The sequence below is a fragment of the Microvirga massiliensis genome, from assembly GCF_001006805.1.
Lineage (GTDB): Bacteria > Pseudomonadota > Alphaproteobacteria > Rhizobiales > Beijerinckiaceae > Microvirga > Microvirga massiliensis.
Window position 1 is genome coordinate 129,829 of record NZ_LN811359.1, and the last position, 21,115, is coordinate 150,943.

The window sequence follows — 21,115 nt, forward strand, 5'->3', positions numbered from 1 at the left end:
ATGGCGCGCACCCTGCCTCGGCAACAATATGTCCAGCTCTACGGCCCGACTGTTGGCGACCGGGTACGACTCGGTGACACGGAACTCTGGGCTGAGGTCGAGCGCGACCTCCTTGTTCCGGGTGAAGAACTCGTCTTCGGGGCAGGCAAGACGATGCGGGTCGGCACTGGCTGCGATGGTGTGCTCACAGCGGCGGACGGCGTTCTCGATCTCGTCATTACCAACGCCACGATCATGGATGCCGTGCTCGGCATCGTGAAGGCGGATATCGGCATCAAGGGAGGCCGCATCGTCGGCATCGGTAAGGCCGGAGACCCTCGCATCATGAGCGGCGTCTCCGAAAACCTCATCGTCGGCGTAAACACGGATGTTCGTGCGGGCGAGGGACTCATTGCGACGGCAGGAGGCATAGATTGCCACGTTCACTTCATCGACCCGGGGCAGTGTGCTGAGGCCCTTGCGAGCGGGGTCACGACACTCATGGGAGGTGGACTTGGCGCGACCACGGTGCCGATCGCGTCGACTGGCACTGTAAACCTGGGCCTTATGCTTCAGGCCGCAGAGAGCTTCCCCCTTAATTTTGGGTTCTTCGGGAAGGCTGCCGCGGATCGTCCCGAGCCATTGATCGAGCAGATCGAGGCAGGGGCCGCTGGGCTGAAGATCCACGAGGATTGGGGTGCGACGACGGCTGCGATCGACAGCGCTCTCTGCGCAGCCGACGAGACCGGGGTCCAGATCCAGGTGCACACCGATACCCTCAATGAATTCGGCTTCCTTGAGCAAAGCCTCAAGGCTGTGGGTGACCGCACGATTCATGCCTATCACGTGGAGGGCGCTGGCGGCGGTCATGCGCCGGACATCATACGGGTATGCGGGTGTCCCAATGTGCTGCCATCATCGACGAACCCGACGAACCCTTACACGGTCAATACGTTCGACGAGCATTTCGATATGGCCATGACGAGCCATCACCTCAATCCTCGTCTGCCGGAGGATGTCGCATTCGCAGAGTCGCGAATCCGGCAGGAGACGATTGCGGCCGAGGACGTCCTGCACGACATCGGCGCCATCAGCGCGATTGGGTCGGACTCGCAAGGCATGGGTCGGATTGGGGAAACGATCGCCCGGACCTGGCAGACCGCGTCCCATATGCGTGCGACGCGGGGGCCGTTACCGGAGGACCGAGGAAGCGGCAACGACAACGCCCGCATCAAGCGATATCTGGCGAAATATACCACTAATGTCGCGCGTATCTTCGGCATCGACGGCGAAGTCGGCTCGCTTGAGCCTGGGAAGCTTGCGGACATCGTGCTCTGGAAGCCTGGGATGTTCGGTATCAAGCCCGAGGTCGTCCTGAAGGCCGGCTTTCCGGTCTGGGCGGTGATGGGCGAGGCAAACGCTTCCCTCCTTGTCTGCGAGCCGCTCATGTACCGGCCGCAATGGGGTGCATTCGGCCGGGCACGCCAGGCACTGTCTCTCCGATTCATGGCGCAGAGGGCGATCGACAAAGGCCTGCCGCAACGCCTTGGCTTGACAGCCCGATGTGTCCCGATCCGAGGCACCCGCGGGCTTTCGAAGCACGACATGCTCTGGAATGACGCGCTTCCTCGCATTGAGGTCGATCCCGAGACCTATCAGGTCGAGATTGATGGCGAGCCGTGCCGGTCCGAGCCCGCGACACGAGTGCCCCTTGGTCCCCTCTATACCCTGAAGTGACATGAACCCTCGCGCAATACGAATTGGCATCGGCGGCCCGGTTGGGTCCGGCAAGACACGGCTCGTTGAACGGCTGCTGCCGCTTGTTCACGCAGCAGGCCTCAGGCCAGCAGTTATCACGAACGACCTCGTGACCCTCGAGGACGCCCTGCGCGTGAAAGCGAGCGGTCTGATCGACCCGGAGCTCGTTATCGGCGTGGAAACCGGGGCCTGTCCCCATACAGCAATCCGCGAGGATCCCTCGGTCAATATCGAGGCGGCGGATCGCCTCGAGGAAGAGCATCCCTTGGATCTCATTCTCATCGAGAGTGGCGGCGATAACCTCGCCGCGACTTTCTCAAGCGAGCTCGTAGACCACTGGATCTTCGTGATCGACTGCGCGGCCGGAGACGATATTCCTCGAAAGCGTGGTCTTGGTACTCTCCAGGCGGATCTGCTGGTCGTGAACAAGATCGACCTTGCACCTCATGTTGGAGCTGATCTTGATAGAATCCGCGCCGATGTGGCCGCCATTCGGCCGGATCGCCCATCAGTCTTCACGAATCTGCGCAGTGATGCCGGTGCTCAGGAGGTGTTCAGGCACTTGCGTGAAGCCGTTCTCTTCGACCGCGCGGCTCCATGACGTTACCCCCGACGAGAGCGGGTGGGCTCCTCGATTTACGTTTCGCTACAGACCACGGCGGCGTGACACGCCTTGCCGAGAGGCACCAGCGCTTCCCGCTCCACGTGACGGCCGCCATGTACTTGGATCCAGGACTGCCCGACATGGCCTTTGCCTATGTGCAGAATCCGAGCGGCGCGCTTTTCGGAGACGACAGGCTACGGATTTCAGTTACGTTGGAAGAGGGAGCCCGCGTGCATCTGACGACCACCTCTGCGACGAAAATCCATCGGACTGCATCCGGGCCTGCGCGGCAGACGACTGACATCCGCCTGGGCCCTGGCTCGTTCCTCGAATATCTCCCTGACCCGATTATCCCGCAAGGCGGCTCGGCATACGAGCAAGACACAATCGTTCGAGTCGATCCGAACTCTGTTGCGATTCTCGGCGAGATCATCGCTCCCGGCCGGCTCGCTCGAGATGAAGTTTTTGAGTTCGACAGCCTGTTTCTCCGAACTCGGATCGAGCTTGGAGGTGAGGAAATCTGCACCGATGTACTGGATTTGAAGCCAAGTCACGGCTTTCCGGGCAGGCGTGGGATTTTCGGGGGGCATCGTTACGTCGCGACATTCTACGTCATTTGCCCCAGCGCCAACGCGATATCCATGGCGGACCGGCTCGACATTATCGCGAGAGACGGGGCGGAAACCTTCAGTGCAGCGGCTGAACTGCCGGATGGGATCGGGGCGTTCGTCCGGATCCTCGCTGCGAATTCCAGTACCGCTCGCCATACGATGAATTGTCTCTGGAACACGGCCAGAGGTGAGCTCCTGGGCCATTCAGCGGTCGCTATTAGAAAATGAGGCTTGAGATGATCCTGTCGACGGAAATCCTGGGGCAAGCAGAGGAGAGCCGCTTTGCCGACCGGAAGGTTGAAGTTGTCAGCCTAGACGCCCATGACGCGACAAAACGAAAGCTTCGGCGGACCACCGACACTGGGACGGACATTGGCATCGACGTCGCGCCAGGCACCTATCTAAGCCATGGAGCCGTACTGGCTGACGATGGGACGCGAATCATCGTCGTTGAACGCCGACCCGAGCGCGTCATGATCGCGCGGCTAAAGCAAGAGCTCGGCCCGGTCATGCTCGTCCACCTCGCTGCGCGAATCGGCCACGCTTTCGGCAACCAGCATGTGCCTATCGAGGTCGACGGCTACGAAATCCGCGTTCCCCTCACGACCTCCGAAGAGGTCGCCAAGCGGACCGTAGGGGACCTTCATCTCCACGACATCGAGATCGCCTTTGCCGAGGTTCGGCTTGCCCTCCATCACCCGTTGGCCCGGTCTCATGCTCATGCCTGAGTGTTCAGCTGGCCTGATGTCGCTACACGGCCTTCTTGCTGCCCTTCAGCTGGCAGACAGCGCCTTGCCGATCGGGCGCTATGCTCATGCGGGTGGACTGGAGGAGATATTCCGACGGGAAGGGCGGCTCGCTCCCGAGCTGATTGCTGAGATGATCGAGGCCGCCATGCTGCATTCCGTGGCTCCTACGGACGGCGTGGCTTTGGCACATGCTCATGATGCTCAACTCGCAGGAGACCTCGACAGGCTTCTCGTTCTCGACGGGCATCTCTTCGGCCGTAAGCTCACAACCGCGTCTCGCAATGCATCGACGACCTGCGGCAGGCAGCTTGCCAGCTTGGCTCCCAAGCTCACGGAGGCTGCCCCTTTGGTCCCATATTGCCAGATGATCAAGGGACGGCGGACACCCGGCAACCTCGCCGTGATCTCAGGTGCAGTCTCCGCAGCCATGCGGGTTCCGCGCACCGAGGCGGTTCTCATTGAGATTCGAAGCGCGGCGACAATGATGCTGTCGGCCGCAGTCCGCCTTGGCCGCCTCACGGCAACGACAGCTCAGGTCATCTTGAGACGCATCGAGCCAGTACTCCTCGCCGCAACCGAGCGGGCGCTCAGCCTTCCGTTGGAGCGCATGGGCTCGAGCACCTTTGAAATGGAGGTTGCCATGATGCGCCAGCAACGCTCCGATGCGCGCCTATTCGCGACATGAGCAGATCGCGGCAACGGACCCTCGATCCGAACCTCATATGGCTCGCCTCAGCGTTGTGTCAGATCGATCTCTGCTGTGTGAGCCAAGATGTCCTCGGCAAGGCTCGCCATCGAGACGCGGCGCTCCATAGCCTCTCGGCGAATGATATGGTAGCACTCCTGCACATCTCTTCCGCTCGCTTCAGCCAGCGCGCTGGCGGCTCGCTCCACGAGACGCCGCGAGCGAAGCGTCTCCTCGAGCTTTGCGATCTTCGCCTGCTGCCGCGCCTCGAACTCGAAATGAGAGCGAGCCAGAACCAGTGTCGAGAGAATGCCGAAAGGACGAATTGGCTTCGTGATAATACCTTGCACGTCAGCCCCGAGCAAGGTTCTTACCACTGTCGGGCTTTCATATTCGATGACGGCAATCACGGGTACTTTGCTGCTGCGGGGCTTCCAACAACCTGTCTCGTCGAAATAACAGAAGACAGCCTCCACGTCCGACGGCCACTCGTCCGGCACGGGCCAGTCCGCACCAACGCGGCAGCCAATGCGCTGAATGTGCCGGACAAGCTCATCACAGCTTATGTCCCTTGGGTGATAAACCATGATCCGGAGGGACCGGAGCTTGCGGATCAATGCCTCGCCGGACATCTTGACCTCCGGTTCGAGTCAGCCAGAGACAGCTTGCAAAGCCACGTAATCGACGAGATACGGATCCGGCTTCAACAGCTCATCGGACTCCTGCAGCACCGCGAACTGCCGACCATGGCTCACCACGCCAATTCGCGGGCGCAAATACGTGTGATTGTTGTCAGGATCGATGACAACCCGTCCTTGCGGCGCGTCGAAGCTGAGACCAAGAGCTTCCGACCGCAACCTGTCGGGATCGAGGGTGCCTGCCCGTTCCAGGGCTTTCGCGAATATGTGAACCGTGAAGTAGGCACTCTCAGCGCAACTGTCGACAGGGCGATTTCGTCCGAAACGACTGCAATAGCGCTCGACGAACTTGCGGTTAGCTTCGGTCTCGAGAGTCTCGAAGTAGGGCGAACAGACAATGTGACCCGGCGACGGCTCAAGAGCCGAGGCGGCCAGGTGGACCTCGTTGGTCGTCAGAGCCGCAATGGGCACCTCCCTGGCGTTGAGCTCTGTCGCGGAATAGGCGTCGTAAAGCAGCGGGGTTGTCGGTCCGACGACCGTGGAGAAGATGACGTCCGGTTGCTCGCGCATAGCTTCTGCCATGATTGCCCCGAAGGCGGCTGGTGGTGCGTCCAACGGCAGATAATGTTCGCCGAGGACTGCGCCGCCGACATCTGCGAGCAATTCTCGAACAATCCGGTTCGATTCGCGCGGGAACAGGTAGTCCGACCCTACCAGAAAGAACCTGCGCCCATAGTGCTGAAACAGGAAGGCCGCGAGGTAGACGTGGAGCTGGTTCGGAGCTGGGCCGGTATAAATCACATTCGGCGAGTACTCGAAGCCCTCGTAGCAGACCGAGTACCACAGAAGGCCACCGCGGCGCTCGATCCACGGCAACACAGCCTTTCGGCTAAACGATGCCGAGCAGCCGAAGATGTTCGTGGCTCCATCATCCATAATGAGGCGGCCCGCCAAGCTTGCGTACTCGGCTGGATCAGACCGCGGATCATAGATGATTGGCATGATCGGCGTGCCGATTACGCCTCCCGCCGCATTGATCTCGTCAATGGCGAGCAAGGTGCCCTGAAGCTGGGAGATTTCGGAGACCGACGTCATTCCAGAGCCCGAGTACAGAACGCCAACCGGCCAGCTTTTCATGGAACACCCATCCACTTGCACCTGAGTGAGCCAATATTGCGCTTGCCGACAAGTGTAGTGCAAGCGTCCGCCGCGGGCGGCAGGAAAATTTCGCGATCGTCACCGCTTGAGCCCTCGTGGCGAACCTCCGGCGATTTGCAGATCCAGATCATGGAAGGAGCATATGATGAGCGCTAACGCACCGCGTTCAGGTGGCAAACTTCGTATCGGGCTTGACTGGGAGGTCGACGTCATTGACCCGCCCGCTTCGTTTGGGGGGTGGAATACCGGGAGAGTTGTCCAGCAGATGTTCGAGAGCTTGGTTGAAGACGATCTCTCGGACGAAGCGTCACCTGTCTCTCGCCTCATCCCGGCTTTGGCGGAGGACTTCGAAGTGTCCGCCGATGGGCGAAGATATCTGTTCCGACTTCGCCAGGGAGTACGTTTCCACGATGGAACGCCATTTGACGCGGAGGCCGCGAAGTTCAATTTGGAGCGCATGTGGAACCCGGCGGCCCCGCAGTTTTCGGGTGTAGCGGCTGACTACAATCGGATCGGCGTTGAAGCCATTTCCGAGCTTCGAGTGCGCGACATGCATGAACTCGAAGTCGAGTTGAAAGAGCCTTTTCCTGAGTTCCTTCGCTACATGACGCAGGAAGATGCACCGGGCGCGCAGGTCTTCATAAGTCCCACGGCGCTTAGCAAGTTCGGGAATGATGGCATTGGCGATCGTGCTCCGGGCACCGGCCCCTTCCGTTTCGGGCGACGTTTTGCGACGGATCATGGTAGTGGAGTCGACCTGGTTCGTAATGATGATTACTGGGGTGGCACACCTTACCTCGACGGCCTTCAGTTCGTACCGCTGCCAGACATGGATGAGCGGACGCGGGCCCTCGTTGATGGTGAGATCGACCTCGCCTACGGCCTCGATGGCGCTGATCTTGCAGAGCTGGCTGACAGAGGTTTCGTGGTCCGGTCAGGACCCGTCCCATACGTCTGGTATTTCATCTTTAACATGGACGATCCGTACCTATCGGATCGTCGGGTACGCCACGCGATCGCCCACGGGTTCAACCGGCAGCGGTTGAGCGACACGCTCTTCGGAGGACAGACCCGACCTGCCTCCGGAATGCTACCCCCTGCCTCACCGTCCTTCGATCCGGATTTCGAGGATCCGTACCTGTATGATCCCGAAAAGGCGCGCGCGTTGCTCGCCGAGGCAGGTGTCCCGGGGGACTGGACGCTCAAGATCACGTTCGCAGTGGCCGGTTCGGCACAGCTGCGGCCCCTCGAGATCTGTCGGCATCTTGCTTCGGATCTCGGCAAGGTCGGATTGAAGGTTGAGTTGGCCCCACATGCGGATTGGATTGCCTATTGCAACGAATGGCGCAGCGGGATGCCTGGCGACATTGGAATGTCGGAGATGAGCTGGGGCATGTCCTGCGACGTCTGGCTCGATCAGGTCCTGCACTCGCGCAACCTGTCCCCGAAAGGTTTCAACGCCGGACACTTCGCTGATCCCAACGTGGACAACCTTCTTGATCGGGCTCGAACTGAGCTCAATGAGGAGGCCCGAATTGGCCTCTATCGTTCAGCACATGCGAGGATCATGGAAGAATTACCGGTTTTGCCGGTCGTGACAGTCCATTCCGGCACGGTCGTTCATCACCCACGTGTTCGTGGGTTCAAATATCCCAAGCAGAACTGGCACTGCTTTCATCGCGTTTGGTTCTCGGACAACTAATTGGCCCCGTCACCTAGACTTCACTATACCCCTGTCAGCACCAGGAGTGAGTAATGATCCGGATCGGCAAAATCTGCCTCGCAATAATCGCCACAACCTTTGCTCCGTCATTGGCCTTTGCCCATCCGAGCCTTCACCATGCCGATAGCCTCACGGCTGGGCTCGTCCATCCTCTCGGTGGTTCCGATCATCTCCTCGCCATGGTCGGCGTCGGCCTGTGGGCAGCGCAACTCGGTGGCCGCGCTTTATGGATGCTCCCGCTGGCCTTCATGTCCGCTCTCATGGCTGGCGGCACCGTTGGCATGCTCGGTGTGCCTGCGCTATTCGTTGAACCCGGCATCCTGGGGTCTCTTCTGGCGATCGGATTGGCGGTGGCGCTCGCTTGGCGTGTCCATGCAGCGGCCGGTTTCGCGCTGGTGGCCGCGTTCGCTTTTTTTCACGGCCATGCGCACGGATCCGAGATGCCGGAAGGTGCCTCCACGCTCACCTATGCCTCTGGCTTCCTGTTTGCGACTGGCTTGCTCCATCTGGCCGGTATCGTAATAGGTTTCGGCAACCGCTATTTAGGTCGGCCGATGCTGACTCGAGTGGCGGGCGCGGCGATCTCGGTCACCGGCATGATCCTGATGCTCACCTGAGGCAATCTTTCGATGGTGGTCGGCCGCTAAGGGTATCAGTTATGTGCGTCAAGTTCAGCAATTTGGGTCTGGCGTGCTGAGGCCTGAGCGGCGCGGCGTCCGGTGTTGCGCGCCCGTTCAGGCCGTCCGTCAGGCGGCCTCGCCGAGAACGCGCAGCGCCTGTTTCTTGTGCTCCTTGAGATGCTCCATGTTGAGATAGCGGGTCGCTTCCAGCCAGCCCTCATGGGGCTCCACGGCCAGTGCCCGCATGAGGCGTAGACAACTTGCGGCATTCGGGAAGATCCGCACCACCTGCGTGCGCCGCTTCAGCTCCTGGTTGAGCCGCTCCAGCATGTTGGCGCTCTTGAGGTGCTTGTGATGGGCGAGCAGCAGCCGATCATAGCTCAGCGTCTCCTCGACATGCTCCTCCGCCCAGTCGCAAGCCGGGGAGAGCCTCGGGTGAGCCCGCTCAGGCCGTGCAGCACTATCGCGATCTCACCTGAAGCGATTTCGGTCTGGATCTGAATCCTTTGAGGTGGACTGAGCGTTGATCAGGTATCTGGCCCGGGAGGGCAGCATGCCCCAACCTTATTCTCCCGATCTGCGTGAGCGTGTTCTCGCCGCTGGCGAGCGCGGCGATGGGCGCTAAGTTGAGATTGCCCGCCGCTTCCAAGTCGGTCCGGCCACCGTGTCGAACTGGCGCCGTCAGGCCCGTGAGGAGGGCCGACGTCAGCCACGCGCAGCGGGCCCGTCTGTAAGCCCACTCACTCAGCAGCTTGCAAGCTGTCGCGCTCCACCAACCGCGCCTCGATCAGAGCCCGGCTGAGGCGATCTATTTCACGCCGGGGCAACCTGACCAACGGCGGACGCACAAAGGCCTTCTCCAGCCGCCCTAGGAGAACAAGCGCCTCCTTCATCCGATTGTGCATGTCCAAGAAGGGCGGAGCATAGAAGGCTTGGGTGAGCGGGTAGATGCGCTCGTTGATCGCCCGCGCCTCTCTCAGATCGCACCTCTGGATCGCCTCGAACAACGCAACATGAAGATCGGGAATCACACTTCCCGCGCCGGAGAGCAAGCCATTCGCCCCCATCGTGAGCGATGCCATCAGCCAGGCGCTGTGGGTCGTCAGCACATTCACCGGCCGGCTCAGGCTCTGAAATGTCCGATGTGCTTCTCATGAAGCATGGCATCATTCGACCAGTCCTTGATGGCCCTGATGCTGGGTACCGCGTCAAACAGGCTCAGCAGTGTCTCGAAGGGATATCCGAGACCACCCGCCATCGGGTACTGGAAGCAGATCAATGGCAGATCGGTCGCATCCGCGATGTGCTTGAAATGGCTCAGCGCCATGTCGGGACGGAGCTGACCTCCCATCGCCATGCTCTGCGGCGGGAACACGAGGAGAGCCGACGCACCCGTCCGAGCAGCCATTCGAGCAATACGTGCGGCCTCTAGGCTTCCGTCCGCATAAACGCCGCAGATCACCGGAACCCGGTCCCCGACTTCATCCACCGAGAAGGCAAGAACTCGCTCCTGTTCCTCAAACGAGCAGGCATGCACCTCGGAAGCATGCCCATTCACGGTGATGGCCGAGACTCCCGGAACCAGGGCACAATCACGCAGATGCTTACGCGAAGCATGCTCATCGATCGAGAGATCCTCGTCAAACCCAAGCAGCGTGGCCGGTATGACGCCCTGAGGCACGAAATCGGCAAAACGGCGCATCCTTTCCTCCTCTCCATCCACTAGGCTCAACCTTCGTTGACAACCACCTCTGACCTCGTCCCGGCTGGTCCTCACTGGACGCGTTTGCCACAAGCGCCAGAAATCTATTTTCCCCACAGCGCCGGTCCGGAACAGCGGTGCACGACCAGCGGATCCGCTCCATCGTTTGGTCACTCAACTCCAAACCACGAGGATCTCAAGTGGCCCCATTCTCACGACTCGCGCCGGTTGCCACGCATTCACCATCAGCCGCATGATCACACGGCAACCGACCTGCGCCAATCCAGATGAGGGCATTCGCACCTGCTCGTGATGAAAGCAGCCGTACCTGTCCTGGTGCGGCACCGTTCAACTCCTCTCTGCTCGCGCCCCGGAGCGGGGCGCGAGCAGAAACCAGAGGTATGCAAGCGTCTCCAAAACCAGCATCACCCCCATGGCTGCCCGGTAAGCCGCTGGAGCGAAAGCCCCGCCGGGGAGAGGGGGCCAAAGTTCAATGATTGCCCCAATGCCGGCCTGAGCTGCGAACGTGACCATGAAGAAGAGCAGATTCTGGGCCGTGTTGGCCCGACCCACCAGATGAGCCGGAAAATGCATCGCGATCAGCGGGTAGCAGAGCACGGCGCTATTGCCGAGCAGCCCCATTCCGGCCAGCACTACCCAGGCGCCTTCTCGCGATCCGATCACAAGCGGAAGCTGAGAAAGCAGAAACAGCAGAACGCAGACTGATATCACCGTGTGCAGCCCAACTCCCACCCGATTTGCAACCTGTGCAACGACCCCTGTCAGCAGAAACCCGGCCGTCATGAGAACAGCCATCAAGAAAAGGCCGCGAACGCTGCCCTCCGTCGAGAACCCGGCCACATCGCGCAGCCAGGAGCCCGCCCATAATCCCTGAAACGCGAGCCCGACGCCCATCGTCACCGTAGCGAGCGGCGCCACCCGCCAGAACACGGGATCGCGCAGGATGCTGCCTAACCCATCGCCCGTCCCGGCCGACGCGTCCTGCCGCCGATAGGTTGTGAGTGGTCGCGCACGTTCGGCAACGGCGGTGTACACGACCACGGCCCCGGTGATGGCCGCGAAGATCAGAAACACTCCGCGCCAGTCCGTGATGCCGAGCAGAAACTGAATCGGGCTCGTAGCAACCATCGCGCCAATGCCGCCGGCCGCGAGGACGCACGAATTCATGAAAGGCCATTGATGCGGCGGGTACGACAGGACAATTGCGCTGAACGCAACCATGAGCCCGCCGGCGGCTCCGGCCCCTATAAGAAGCCGCCCCAGCACGAGCAGGTCCATTCTTTCGGCGAGCGCGAATATCATGGATCCAAGGGCGGCTATCGCGAGCAGCACGACCTGCGACCGGAACGGGCCGAAACGATCCAGGAAAATGCCCAAGGGCAGCTGACAAACGGCAGACGCCAGGAAATACACGCCCGTCAGCAAGCCGAGATCGGTAGCGCTCAAACCAAGATCGCTGATGAGCGCTGGGGCGATGACGGCGTTGACCGAGCGGAACAGATTCGAGAGGAGAAATCCGAGTGCGACGGGCGCAAGGACGGTCGCGAACAAGCGCATCTTCAAAGCCCTTGCCGCAACACTCGGCTCGCACTGCGGCATGAGGGGTGTTGGCACACAACGCCGAACGGGGATTGCCGCCTCGCGTCGGGCTCAGGCCGTTGATGACGTTGCATGGCATCGGCGGCGTGAAATCGCTCCTCCAGCCTCTGATTTGCCCGTGCGATGTAGGCTGTTGCGCTCGGCCGCTGAGATCTATGCGCCACCTGCGAGTTCCGCTCGAGGCGTTCGTGCGCCCTGCGCTCGTGTTGCACCACCAAGGCGCTAACACGGCGCCTCTTACACAGGGATCTCATGGAAACCCGGACCTGTCGTCATGCAGGAAGGCCTCGGGCGAGTCTCGCCGCGTTCCGCCCGGCCCTCCGTCCCGACGTGAAGGCCCAGCCCAGATGATGGCCATGCCCCTCGAGCAACAGACCGCCCTGCCCTGTGGAACCGGCAGCAAAGAGGCCGGGGATGACCCGACCGTCCTCCCTCGTGACCTCGTGCTCCGTTGTGACGGCCACTCCCCCGTCGGTCAGCACCACCCAGTTCCGTACAGGGCCCAGCGCAACAAACGGGCCTTCCTCGAGAGGAGGGCGCGATCTGCCGGTGCGACCGGCGCCGTTGTACGTCCTGACAGTTGCCTCAAGAGCAGCTGCGGGAACACCTATGCTTTTCGCCAGTTCACCAAGGGTGTTGCCTTCATGATAGATGTCGCGACGGTTCCGCCTGTAGTCAGGCAGGTAGGCGTAGGCGACACCGGGCGCCGTGGAGATGAAATTGGGCCACGCTGAGAACAGCGTCGACAATCTCCTGTCGAGTAAGATGTACGCCGCTTTGTCGGGTTGGCCAGGAACGTCGAGCGCCGGTTGACGAAGCTCGTCGGTAAAGCGCTCGCCACGCTTGTTCACGAGAATGGCCCCCTCCCGAAACAGGGAAGGCTCAGGCGCCAAATACGTTGTAACAAACGACAGGATGAAGGGCCGCAACACAGCGGGCGGGGCCCATCGCATGCCAGCCTTCATCAAGGTTGTCAGCGCCTTCCACGGTGGCAGCCGCAGGACCAGGCTTGTGCTCGGCGGCGCTACGAACCGAAGCTGCGCATACATGATCTCGGCATTGCGAACCACCCCTCCGATGCGCCGTGCCATCAAGTGGCCATCTCCGGTATTCGAGGAATTGATTGCGTCGACTTCCGCTAGCTCCGGCCTGCCTTCGCGCTTCAGTTCCCGGCCGGCGCTGAAGTCGCCGGATGCGAGCACAATTGCGCCACTCCGCACCAGGGTGCTTCGACCATCGATCATGGCTTTCACACCGGCGGCACGCTCCTTCTCGATCAGAATGTCTGCGACCTCAGCGCCAAGGCGGATATCGACCCCGAGCTGGCGCGCGCGCCGCACAAGATAGTAGATATAGGCGCGGGAGTTCGGAAGGATGTTATGCATTCGCGGCTTGCGGTGCGGCGGCTCCGGCATTGGTCCGAAAAAGCTGACACCAAGCGACTCAAGCCAAGCGACCGTATCGGGCACATTGTCTACGAGGACCCTGCGAAGTGCGAGGTTGTCTTTCGGCGCCAGTTCTCCTGCGAACTTCGCCATATCCTCGAAGTGCTCGTCAGGACTGTCTTGAATGCCGGCTTTCTTCTGCAAGGCGGTCCGAGTTGCCGTGATCGAGCCGATCGAGAGGCGCGTGGTTCCCCCGAGATGCGTGTTTTTCTCGAGCAACACGACCCTCGCCTTGTTCTCTGCTGCAGCGATGGCAGCGGCCAACCCGCTACCGCCGCCGCCGACGACAATGACATCAGCGGTCAATAGGTGATCATTCGCAGAACGAGCAGCATTCTCCATCGTCATTCCTTTCCATACGGACCCGCGTCACAGTCGCCCTATTGGGAGTTACTTGCCCTCGAGCGCTGAAGCACATGTCGCGAAAACCGGAGTCCCCCGGGCTGGATCCGGCACTGCCGGCCCACTGCCGATGACGCAAGGCCATCCACCCACTACGTCACGCCGCCGTCCGCAAGGATGGTCCTTCCCGTGATCCAACCCGCATCCGACGAGGCAAGGAAAGTCACGATGCCGGCAATGTCGTCGGGAGTGCCTATTCGACCGAGTGGCGTAGAGGCCCGAATGGCCTCGCCGCGTTCGCGCAGAATCGCACTGGTCATGTCCGTCTCGATCACGCCTGGCGCGACAGCATTGACCGTAATTCCTTTTGGACCCAGCTCCTTGCTGAAGGCGTGCGCCAGCGTAGCCACCGCCGCCTTCGAGGCCGCGTAGACAGCGGTCGTCGCCAATGGGCTGAGGGCTAGACGTGACGCGAAGTAGATGATCCGCCCGCCGGGTGACGGCATGTAGGGCACGACCGCCTGTGTCAGCAGGATGGTCCCGAGCACGTTGACGTCGAGAACCTCCCTGACGAACGCGGCGTCGATCGTCCCCAGAGGTCGGTACGGGTTGATCCCCGCACTGTTCACGAGGATGTCGATTCGGCCGAACTCCGCGACGGCATCCCGGACCATCAGGTCGATAGCCTCCGGTTGCGAGACGTCCGCCATGAACGCTTTCGTCCTGCCGCGGGCAGCGGCAAGGTCGGCGACCAGGGCCTCGGCCTCATGGCTGCGCGTGCGGTATCCGATGGCGACGTGAGCACCGAGCCCGGCGAACTTCCGTACGACTGCGGCGCCAATGCCGCGGGATCCCCCCACGACCAGGACAACCTTCCCCTCAAACGGATTCGTTTCAGTCATTCGTGGAAGTTCCCGCTCCCGTCGTTCTTATCTTGCAGCCCACCTTGGGGCGTCGGATCGGGACCCGTCGAGCCATCGCGTCTGTTCCAGCCCGACGTGTTCTCATCGAGGTGACTTCGAGGGCCTCGCACATCAGAACCCTGAATGCCCCCGAGCGCCGCACATTGAAGAGCTTGCGTCGCTTCTTTGTGGCTGACCGTCACAACTATGCAGCCATGCTAGCCCGTTCCCGCGCCGCGGCCTCCCCTGCGAGGAGCCCGAAAACCAAGGCCTTGCTGAGGCCGCCGGTATAGCCGGCCGGCCCGCCGCCTTCGAGACCGCCCGTCGATGATCCGGCAGCATACAGACCCTGAATCGGTCGGTCGGCATGGTCGAGCACGCGCGCCTCTCCGTCGATCGCAATCCCGCCCATCGTGTACGAAATGCCGGCGCAGACCCGGAATGCGTGGAAGGGAGCCTTCGTGATCGGCTGGGGCGGTCCAAAGCGGCGCGTCCGCTCCGGCCAGATCCGGCATGTCGCGTCCCGAAGAAAGGCGTTATGACCGTCGACCGTTTCTTGCAGTGCAGCGCCCGGAAGGCCGAGAGCCTCTGCGAGGCTTCCCAAATCCGGACGCGAGATCAGCTGGCCGCCCGCCTCGACTGCGTTCGGATTGGGGGGAAGGATGTATTCGCGCGCCGCTCCGTTCCAGATCGCGTCATCGAAAACGACAGTCGCGGTGTCCGGTTCATCGAGCGCCGCGATGGCGTTGGCCATGAAGATCCCACCGAGCCCCTCATCGGCGAACCGACGGCCGAACCGATCGACCACAATGCCGGCGGACGTGAGCAGGTCGAGAATCGGGTAGGGCCATAGTTCCTGGCTCTCGAGGGCCTCTCGGCATTGGACGTGCCCATAGAAGCGGTCGAGCCCAACGAGCTTGGCCCCAACCTCCTCGGCCATCATCAAGCCGTCCCCGCGGCCGGTCCCTGCATTCCGCACGCACAGCTTTTCAGGCTTCGGGGAGATGTAGCGGCGCACGAGCTCTGCATTTGCCTGGAAACCGCCATCCGCGAGAATAACGGCGCCGGTCGCCAGGTGTACGTCGCGCCCAGCAACGTTGACGTCGAGGCCGACGCAGCGCCCGTTCTCCATCCGCAGTCGCCTCGCGCGAGCATCGGTGACCATCTCACCGCCCAGCTGCTTGAGGTGTTCGGCGAGCGTCCTGAGCAGGACGTCCCCTCCGCGCCCCTGCCAGTGGAGGCCGGGACGGCGGGCTCCGGGCGGCGCGAGGACGCGATTCATCCAATCAGCCGCGCCGCCCCTGATGAACCGGACGCCCCTTTCGGACAGCCAAGCGGTTCCACGCCCAATGGTGGTGGCGATCGCACTTGTCAGCCGCGCGTCGGCAGTCCCGTCCGTTGCGGCCTCGATTCCCTCGCGGAGCTCACTCGCGTTCGCCGTAACGGGATGAAACGCAACGTGGAAGAACCCCATCGCGTAGCGCGAATTACAGAGGTAGCGGTCGCCTGACCCCGCCTCAAGCAAGAGGACCCGCAGCTTGAGCTCGGCGGCCCGGTTCGCCGCCGCCAGACCGGCGAGGCCACCCCCTACCACAATTGCGTCATAACGGCTTTCGAGCGATCTCGTCATATTCGGCCTCACTGGGGCAGCAGCGTCTCTGCAATGATCTGAACGAGCTCGACAAACACCCGCAGAACACAAAACGTGATCAAAGCCGTAATGGCCGCCCCTATTGGCAGCCACAGGCCGAACCCGAATGCCAGTCCGAGTAGACCGGCGAGAAAAATCACGACCGGAACTCCCAACGCGAGGCGTGGCCCGTGCTGTACGACAAAGCGGACGGCTGGGTATGGTCGATTCATGTGTGCACTTCCCAGTTCGACTACGGATGAGCCGGGGCGTGGCCGAGATAGGCATTCCGGACCGCATCGTCCGCGCGCAACCGTCTCGCAGGCCCCTCGGCGACAACGCGACCGACCGAGAGGACATAGGCATAATCGGCCAATTCCAGCGCTGCCTCAGCCCGCTGCTCCACGAGAAGCATTGTCAGCCCGCTCGCTCTTAATGTCTGAAGGACTTCAAAGATGCGCTCGATCACGAGCGGTGCCAGCCCGAGCGATGGCTCATCCAGCAGGAGAAGCTGCGGGTCGGCCATGAGCGCGCGACCGATTGCAACCATCTGCTGTTCCCCGCCGCTCAAAGTGACCGTGCGCTGGTTCGCGCGTTCATGCAGCCGCGGGAACAGCTCGTGCACGAAATCAAGGCGCTCTCTGAAGCTGTGGGGCTGCCGCCGGCGTTGCCTCTGGAACCCCAGCTCGAGATTCTCCCGCACAGTCAACGGGCCGAAGAGCTGTCGCCCTTCGGGAACTTGAACAATACCCAAGTCGACAACGTCCGGTGCGGACAGGCGAGCCAGGTCGTGTTCTCCAAACGTCATTGACCCCGCACGAACCGCGATCAGGCGGGAGATCGTGTTGATGAGCGTTGATTTTCCGGCGCCGTTGGCCCCGATCACGGTGACGATCTGCTTCTCGTCTACGATCAAGGAGACGCCATGCAGAACCTCGACCGCGCCATAGCCCGCGGCAAGCCCGTCAACCTTCAGCATTGAGGTGTTTCCTACCGAGGTAAGCTTCGATGACCAGTGGGTCTCTCTGGATTTCAGAAGGGATGCCCTCGGCTATTTTGGCGCCGTGATCGATCACAACGATCCGGTCGCACAAGGTCATGACGAAGTTCATATCGTGCTCGACGACGATAATGGTCATTCCCCTGTCGTTCAGGGTCTTCAACATCCTGAAAAGGTCGGTTGTTTCTGCTCGATTGAGACCAGCCGCCGGCTCGTCCAGCAACAGAAGCGCGGGTTCGGCAATGAGCGCCCGAGCAATTTCGACAAGCCGCTGCTGCCCATGCGGCAGGTGGGCCGCAACATCATCCGCGCGCTCGCGTAGGCCGACAAAAGCCAGGGCCTCCAAAGCGCGTCGCCTCGCCTCCCGCTCCCGACGGAACACCGCCGGGAAGGTCAAGGCCGCGAATAGGAGGCCGCGCGTTACGGCGGAATGTGCTCCCAGCATGACATTCTCGACAACGCTCATGTCGCCGAACAGGCGCACGATCTGAAACGTCCGTGCCATTCCAAGGGCAATGCGTTCGTGCGCCGGTACACTGGTGACCCCACGCCCGCGAAAGACCACGTCACCCGCGCTGAGTGGTGCCAGCCCGGTGATGAGATTGAACAGGGTGGACTTGCCCGCCCCGTTCGGGCCAATGACGCCGATGATCTCACCTTTGGCAACCTCGAAGGAGACATCCTCGACGGCTCGAAGCCCCCCAAAGGCCTTTGTTGCTCCCGAGACGCAAAAGAACTCCGGCAAGCCCGTGATGGTCGCATCGTTCATCATCGTGCTCCGCTCCTGGCGGGCCGTATCGCAGCCGATGCCTGGGGTCGCGGCGGGTCGGGGCACACCGCTCTTTTCTCGATCAGGCCAGCAAGGCCCTTGGGGACGAAGATCAGGAAGATCAGAAGCCCGGCGCCGTAGAGAAGCGTCTCGTATTCGTGGAACTGCGTCAGAAACTGAGGGGCCAGTACCACGAATGCTGCGCCCAGAACCGGACCGACGCGGCTGCGGAGCCCCCCCACGACCGCGATGGTGAGCAGATTGATGTTGACCGTCAGTGCGGAGTAACTCGGGTCCACCTGGCGGCTGACGAGCGCGTAGGTAGCGCCGGCAAGACCCGCAAACACAGCGGCCAGAACGAACACCCGCAACTTGTAGGCAGTCACGTTGACGCCCAGCGAGCGGGCCGCGGTCTCATCGCCCCTGATGGCCTGGAAGGCCCGCCCCGCGAACGTTGAGAGGAGAAAGGAGTGGATCAGGTATGCAATTGCCGTGAGGCCGAACACGAGATAGTAAATCTCGGTGCGGGCGAGACGCCAATCCCCGATGGCGATCGGCGGAACGCGGACACCCGCGCTCCCACCGGTCACATCGAACCAGCGAAGGGCAAGTCCCTCGATGATGAGGCCGAACATCAGTGTCGCCATCGCGAGGTAGTGACTGCGAAGTCGTAAGAGCGGCAACCCGATTACTGCGGCAAGCAGCGCGCAAATGATAAGGGCGGCTGGGAAAGCCACCACAAGCGGGGCCCCAAGCTTCGTTTGGAGCAAAGCGAGCGCATAAGCGGCGATCGCGAAGAAGCCCTGCTGGCCAAGCGAGAGCTGGCCGGCGAGACCGAACAGGAGATTAAACCCGAGCCCGAGAATCGCATACACCCAGACCAGCATCGCAATGCGCAGCTGGAAGCTACTCTGCAGAAGCAGAGGCAGAGTCAGCCCGATCGCGAGCAGGATGAGCCCGATGATGGTGTCTCGATGTTGGAGAAGTCGCGTCATCGTTGCACCGCCTCGAATTCTCCCAGGAGGCCGTATGGCTTCACGAGCAGCACGATCAGAATGAGGGCAAAGATGATGGGCTCGGCGTACAGGCTATTCGCATATCCGCCGACGAGTGCCTCGAGAATTCCAATGAGGAGCCCTCCGGCCGCAGCCGCAAAGGGGCTTCCCAGGCCACCCAGGATGGCGGCCATGAAACCTTTGACCGACAGAAGCACGCCCATGGACGCTTGGCCGCCCAGGAGAGGGCCGATCAGAATGCCAGCCACGACGCTTACGGCGGCGCTAAAGAGAAAGCAAAACCGGACGATCCGCTCGGAACGGATACCCATGAGGCGAGCAACCGTCGGGTTGACCCCAACGGCCCTGACGGTCAGCCCGAAATTCGTCTTGAAGAGAATCCACCAGGTCAGCACAATGAGAAGGGCAAATGCAGCGATGATCGCGATCTGCTGCGCGGTCGTCGTGACAACGCCAAGGCTTATCGGGTCAAGCGAAAACAGGTTCGGCACGAACAGCTGATTGGGCCCCCACGCGACCAATGCAGCGCCGGCAATCACCACAGCAGCCGCGAACGTTCCGATCATCACTGTGAGCGGATCCGCGCGCCGCACCAGAGGGACATATACGAAACGCTCGAGAAGGAACGCGACCGCAGCCCCGAGCACAACAGAGGCAAGGACAGATATGGGCGTGGGCAGCCCCAGGGCCACCAGAAAGAACACGGTTGACATGGCGCCGATCATCACGAACTCGCCCTGCGCGAAGTTGATGATGCGGCTACTCACGTAAATCAGGGACAGGGAGAGTCCGACGAGGCCGTAGACGCTCCCGTTCGTCATCCCGGACAGCATAAGGACGACCAGCTTTTCCACGTACCTATCCTCGATGGGTGTGGGGGCCGGCACGGTTCCGACCGTGCCGGCGGATCCGAACTACCGCTTGGGGCCGACCTTGCTGGTGTCTGCCTTCACGAGGCCCATGTTCCGGACCTCCATCCACACAAACCAGTCTCGGTTCGGCGGCCCTTGATGCTGGTTCGGGCCGAACTGATAAGCGGTCCCTGGCTTGCCCTGCAGCCCCTCGAAGCGGCCAATCCGCTCCATGTTCACGCGCACGGCATCACGCGCTCCTTCCAGATCACCCTTCTCGAGCGCAGCCTGCACCTCGTCGGTTGCGGCCACCTGGAGGGCAACTTTCGCCGCGTCGTAGGCCATCGCGATGTACATCGTCGGAGGGCGCTCGCCAAACCGCTCGCCGAACGTCTTGAAGAAGGCCTGAACCTCGGGGCGCTCGGTATCGACGGTGTTGGTCACGAGAGCTCCGTCACCCGTCTCGCCCGCCATCTTGCGGAGGGTTTCGTACAGCGCGATACGCGCCACGATCCGGACGGCGTCGACATCGAGTTGGTGCAGCGCACGCAGGACGCGCCCGCCGTCTGCCGGATACGGCCAAATGACCACAATCTCCGGCTTGGCATCACGAATTTTGACCACCTGCGGAGACAGGTCCGTGGCATTTGTGTCGTAGGTCTCGTGGGCGACGACCTCCACGCCGCGCTCCTTCAGGGCTTTTTCAACAGCACTGCCGCCGTCGATGCCGTAGGGGAGCGAGTTGTTGATGACAGCAGCCTTCTTGAACCCGCGTTCGGCGATGAAGTCCGCAACCGCAGCCGCGTCCTGGCTGTTCGCCGGTCCGAAGCGAAAATGAAAGGGCGTCGACGGATTGGTGAAGCTGTCGGTTGCCGCCGAGAGCGTGAAATAGGGTACCTCGAGCTCGTTGATGACCGGAATCGTGGCCGCGACGGGAACGGCAGGGTTTCCGCCGATCAGGATGAGGCCCTCGTCGTCTTCCGCAAAGCGCGTCGCGAAGGTTGCGGTCAATTGAGGATCCTGCTTCCCGTCGTAGACCACAAGGCGAACCTTGCGTCCTCGGATTCCGCCCTTCTGATTGACCTCGTCGATCGCAATTTGAACCGCGTGGAGGGCGTCGTTGCCCGACTCGGCCGCAACTCCGGACATGTCATCGAGGAAGCCGAGAACCACCTCACCTGCCGCATATCCGGTGCTGGGCAGGTAAGCGAGACCAACGCCCAGCACGAGCTTGAGAAGAAGACGTCGCAAATTGTATTTCATTGCTCCCTCCTGATGCGTTTTTACGCTCAATGTCATTGTTCCCTCCCGTT

General features: G+C 61.7%; 21 protein-coding genes and 1 pseudogene. 7 read left to right on the top strand and 15 right to left on the bottom strand.

Features of this window, described 5'->3' with window-relative positions; translation table 11 throughout:
- Genes ureC through BN1233_RS26725 form a run of 5 tightly spaced genes read left to right on the top strand, consistent with a single transcriptional unit; the run spans position 1 to position 4,386 of the window.
- A complete protein-coding gene (gene ureC / locus BN1233_RS26705; RefSeq protein WP_046866693.1) occupies positions 1-1,716 on the top strand; it encodes an urease subunit alpha in 1,716 nt (571 codons plus the stop codon).
- Position 1,717: 1 nt separating this feature from the next.
- Positions 1,718-2,338, top strand: coding sequence for an urease accessory protein UreG (gene ureG / locus BN1233_RS26710; protein ID WP_046866694.1), 621 nt, complete (start codon positions 1,718-1,720; stop codon positions 2,336-2,338).
- Positions 2,335-3,180, top strand: coding sequence for an urease accessory protein UreD (locus BN1233_RS26715; RefSeq protein ID WP_046866695.1), 846 nt, complete (start codon positions 2,335-2,337; stop codon positions 3,178-3,180). Before ureG ends, BN1233_RS26715 begins: the two co-directional genes overlap by 4 nt.
- Positions 3,181-3,188: 8 nt before the next feature.
- The gene (locus BN1233_RS26720; protein WP_046866696.1) at positions 3,189-3,680 is read left to right on the top strand and encodes an urease accessory protein UreE; all 492 of its coding nucleotides are present in this window, start codon (positions 3,189-3,191) and stop codon (positions 3,678-3,680) included.
- Positions 3,681-3,696: 16 nt separating this feature from the next.
- Positions 3,697-4,386, top strand: coding sequence for an urease accessory protein UreF (locus tag BN1233_RS26725; RefSeq protein ID WP_048710339.1), 690 nt, complete (start codon positions 3,697-3,699; stop codon positions 4,384-4,386).
- Between the two features lie 47 nt (positions 4,387-4,433).
- On the opposite strand, the gene BN1233_RS26730 is transcribed toward BN1233_RS26725, so the two are convergent.
- Both BN1233_RS26730 and BN1233_RS26735 read right to left on the bottom strand, forming a co-directional pair.
- Positions 4,434-5,018, bottom strand: coding sequence for an ANTAR domain-containing response regulator (locus BN1233_RS26730; protein ID WP_046866697.1), 585 nt, complete (start codon positions 5,016-5,018; stop codon positions 4,434-4,436).
- 18 nt (positions 5,019-5,036) lie between these two features.
- On the bottom strand, positions 5,037-6,161 hold the full coding sequence (locus tag BN1233_RS26735) for a transporter substrate-binding domain-containing protein (protein ID WP_046866698.1): 1,125 nt from the start codon (positions 6,159-6,161) through the stop codon (positions 5,037-5,039).
- Positions 6,162-6,447: 286 nt separating this feature from the next.
- On the opposite strand from BN1233_RS26735, the gene BN1233_RS26740 reads away from it, so the two are divergent.
- Together BN1233_RS26740 and BN1233_RS26745 are read left to right on the top strand one after the other, a co-directional pair.
- Positions 6,448-7,884, top strand: coding sequence for an ABC transporter substrate-binding protein (locus BN1233_RS26740; protein ID WP_244889843.1), 1,437 nt, complete (start codon positions 6,448-6,450; stop codon positions 7,882-7,884).
- A 53-nt stretch (positions 7,885-7,937) separates the two neighbouring features.
- Positions 7,938-8,522, top strand: coding sequence for a HupE/UreJ family protein (locus BN1233_RS26745; RefSeq protein ID WP_046866700.1), 585 nt, complete (start codon positions 7,938-7,940; stop codon positions 8,520-8,522).
- A gap of 129 nt (positions 8,523-8,651) precedes the next feature.
- On the opposite strand, the pseudogene BN1233_RS26750 reads toward BN1233_RS26745, so the two are convergent.
- From BN1233_RS26750 to BN1233_RS26805, 13 genes and pseudogenes are all read right to left on the bottom strand, one after another.
- Positions 8,652-8,963, bottom strand: a pseudogene (locus BN1233_RS26750) (transposase); the annotation flags it as partial.
- A gap of 302 nt (positions 8,964-9,265) precedes the next feature.
- Positions 9,266-9,640 (bottom strand): dihydrodipicolinate synthase family protein, encoded by a 375-nt coding sequence (locus BN1233_RS50610; RefSeq protein WP_197094655.1) that lies wholly within the window; start codon positions 9,638-9,640, stop codon positions 9,266-9,268.
- An 8-nt stretch (positions 9,641-9,648) separates the two neighbouring features.
- A complete protein-coding gene (locus BN1233_RS50615; RefSeq protein ID WP_197094654.1) occupies positions 9,649-10,227 on the bottom strand; it encodes a dihydrodipicolinate synthase family protein in 579 nt (192 codons plus the stop codon).
- 348 nt (positions 10,228-10,575) lie between these two features.
- Positions 10,576-11,799, bottom strand: a complete 1,224-nt coding sequence (locus tag BN1233_RS26760; RefSeq protein ID WP_187144379.1) for an MFS transporter — start codon at positions 11,797-11,799, stop codon at positions 10,576-10,578.
- 320 nt (positions 11,800-12,119) lie between these two features.
- Positions 12,120-13,640: an FAD-dependent oxidoreductase gene (locus BN1233_RS26765; protein WP_342341671.1), complete on the bottom strand. Its 1,521-nt coding sequence runs from the start codon at positions 13,638-13,640 to the stop codon at positions 12,120-12,122.
- 146 nt (positions 13,641-13,786) lie between these two features.
- Positions 13,787-14,536, bottom strand: coding sequence for an SDR family NAD(P)-dependent oxidoreductase (locus BN1233_RS26770; RefSeq protein ID WP_046866704.1), 750 nt, complete (start codon positions 14,534-14,536; stop codon positions 13,787-13,789).
- Between the two features lie 205 nt (positions 14,537-14,741).
- The gene (locus BN1233_RS26775) at positions 14,742-16,166 is read right to left on the bottom strand and encodes an FAD-dependent oxidoreductase (RefSeq protein ID WP_046866705.1); all 1,425 of its coding nucleotides are present in this window, start codon (positions 16,164-16,166) and stop codon (positions 14,742-14,744) included.
- Between the two features lie 8 nt (positions 16,167-16,174).
- Positions 16,175-16,399: a hypothetical protein gene (locus tag BN1233_RS26780; RefSeq protein ID WP_046866706.1), complete on the bottom strand. Its 225-nt coding sequence runs from the start codon at positions 16,397-16,399 to the stop codon at positions 16,175-16,177.
- A 20-nt stretch (positions 16,400-16,419) separates the two neighbouring features.
- Entirely contained in the window at positions 16,420-17,145 is a 726-nt protein-coding gene (locus BN1233_RS26785) for an ABC transporter ATP-binding protein (RefSeq protein WP_046866707.1), read from the bottom strand.
- Positions 17,132-17,938, bottom strand: coding sequence for an ABC transporter ATP-binding protein (locus BN1233_RS26790; protein WP_244471049.1), 807 nt, complete (start codon positions 17,936-17,938; stop codon positions 17,132-17,134). Before BN1233_RS26790 ends, BN1233_RS26785 begins: the two co-directional genes overlap by 14 nt.
- On the bottom strand, positions 17,935-18,930 hold the full coding sequence (locus BN1233_RS26795; RefSeq protein ID WP_048710332.1) for a branched-chain amino acid ABC transporter permease: 996 nt from the start codon (positions 18,928-18,930) through the stop codon (positions 17,935-17,937). Before BN1233_RS26795 ends, BN1233_RS26790 begins: the two co-directional genes overlap by 4 nt.
- Positions 18,927-19,805 (bottom strand): branched-chain amino acid ABC transporter permease, encoded by an 879-nt coding sequence (locus BN1233_RS26800; protein WP_046866709.1) that lies wholly within the window; start codon positions 19,803-19,805, stop codon positions 18,927-18,929. Before BN1233_RS26800 ends, BN1233_RS26795 begins: the two co-directional genes overlap by 4 nt.
- Before the next feature lie 60 nt (positions 19,806-19,865).
- Positions 19,866-21,065: an ABC transporter substrate-binding protein gene (locus BN1233_RS26805; RefSeq protein WP_046866710.1), complete on the bottom strand. Its 1,200-nt coding sequence runs from the start codon at positions 21,063-21,065 to the stop codon at positions 19,866-19,868.
- Positions 21,066-21,115: the final 50 nt, after the last annotated feature.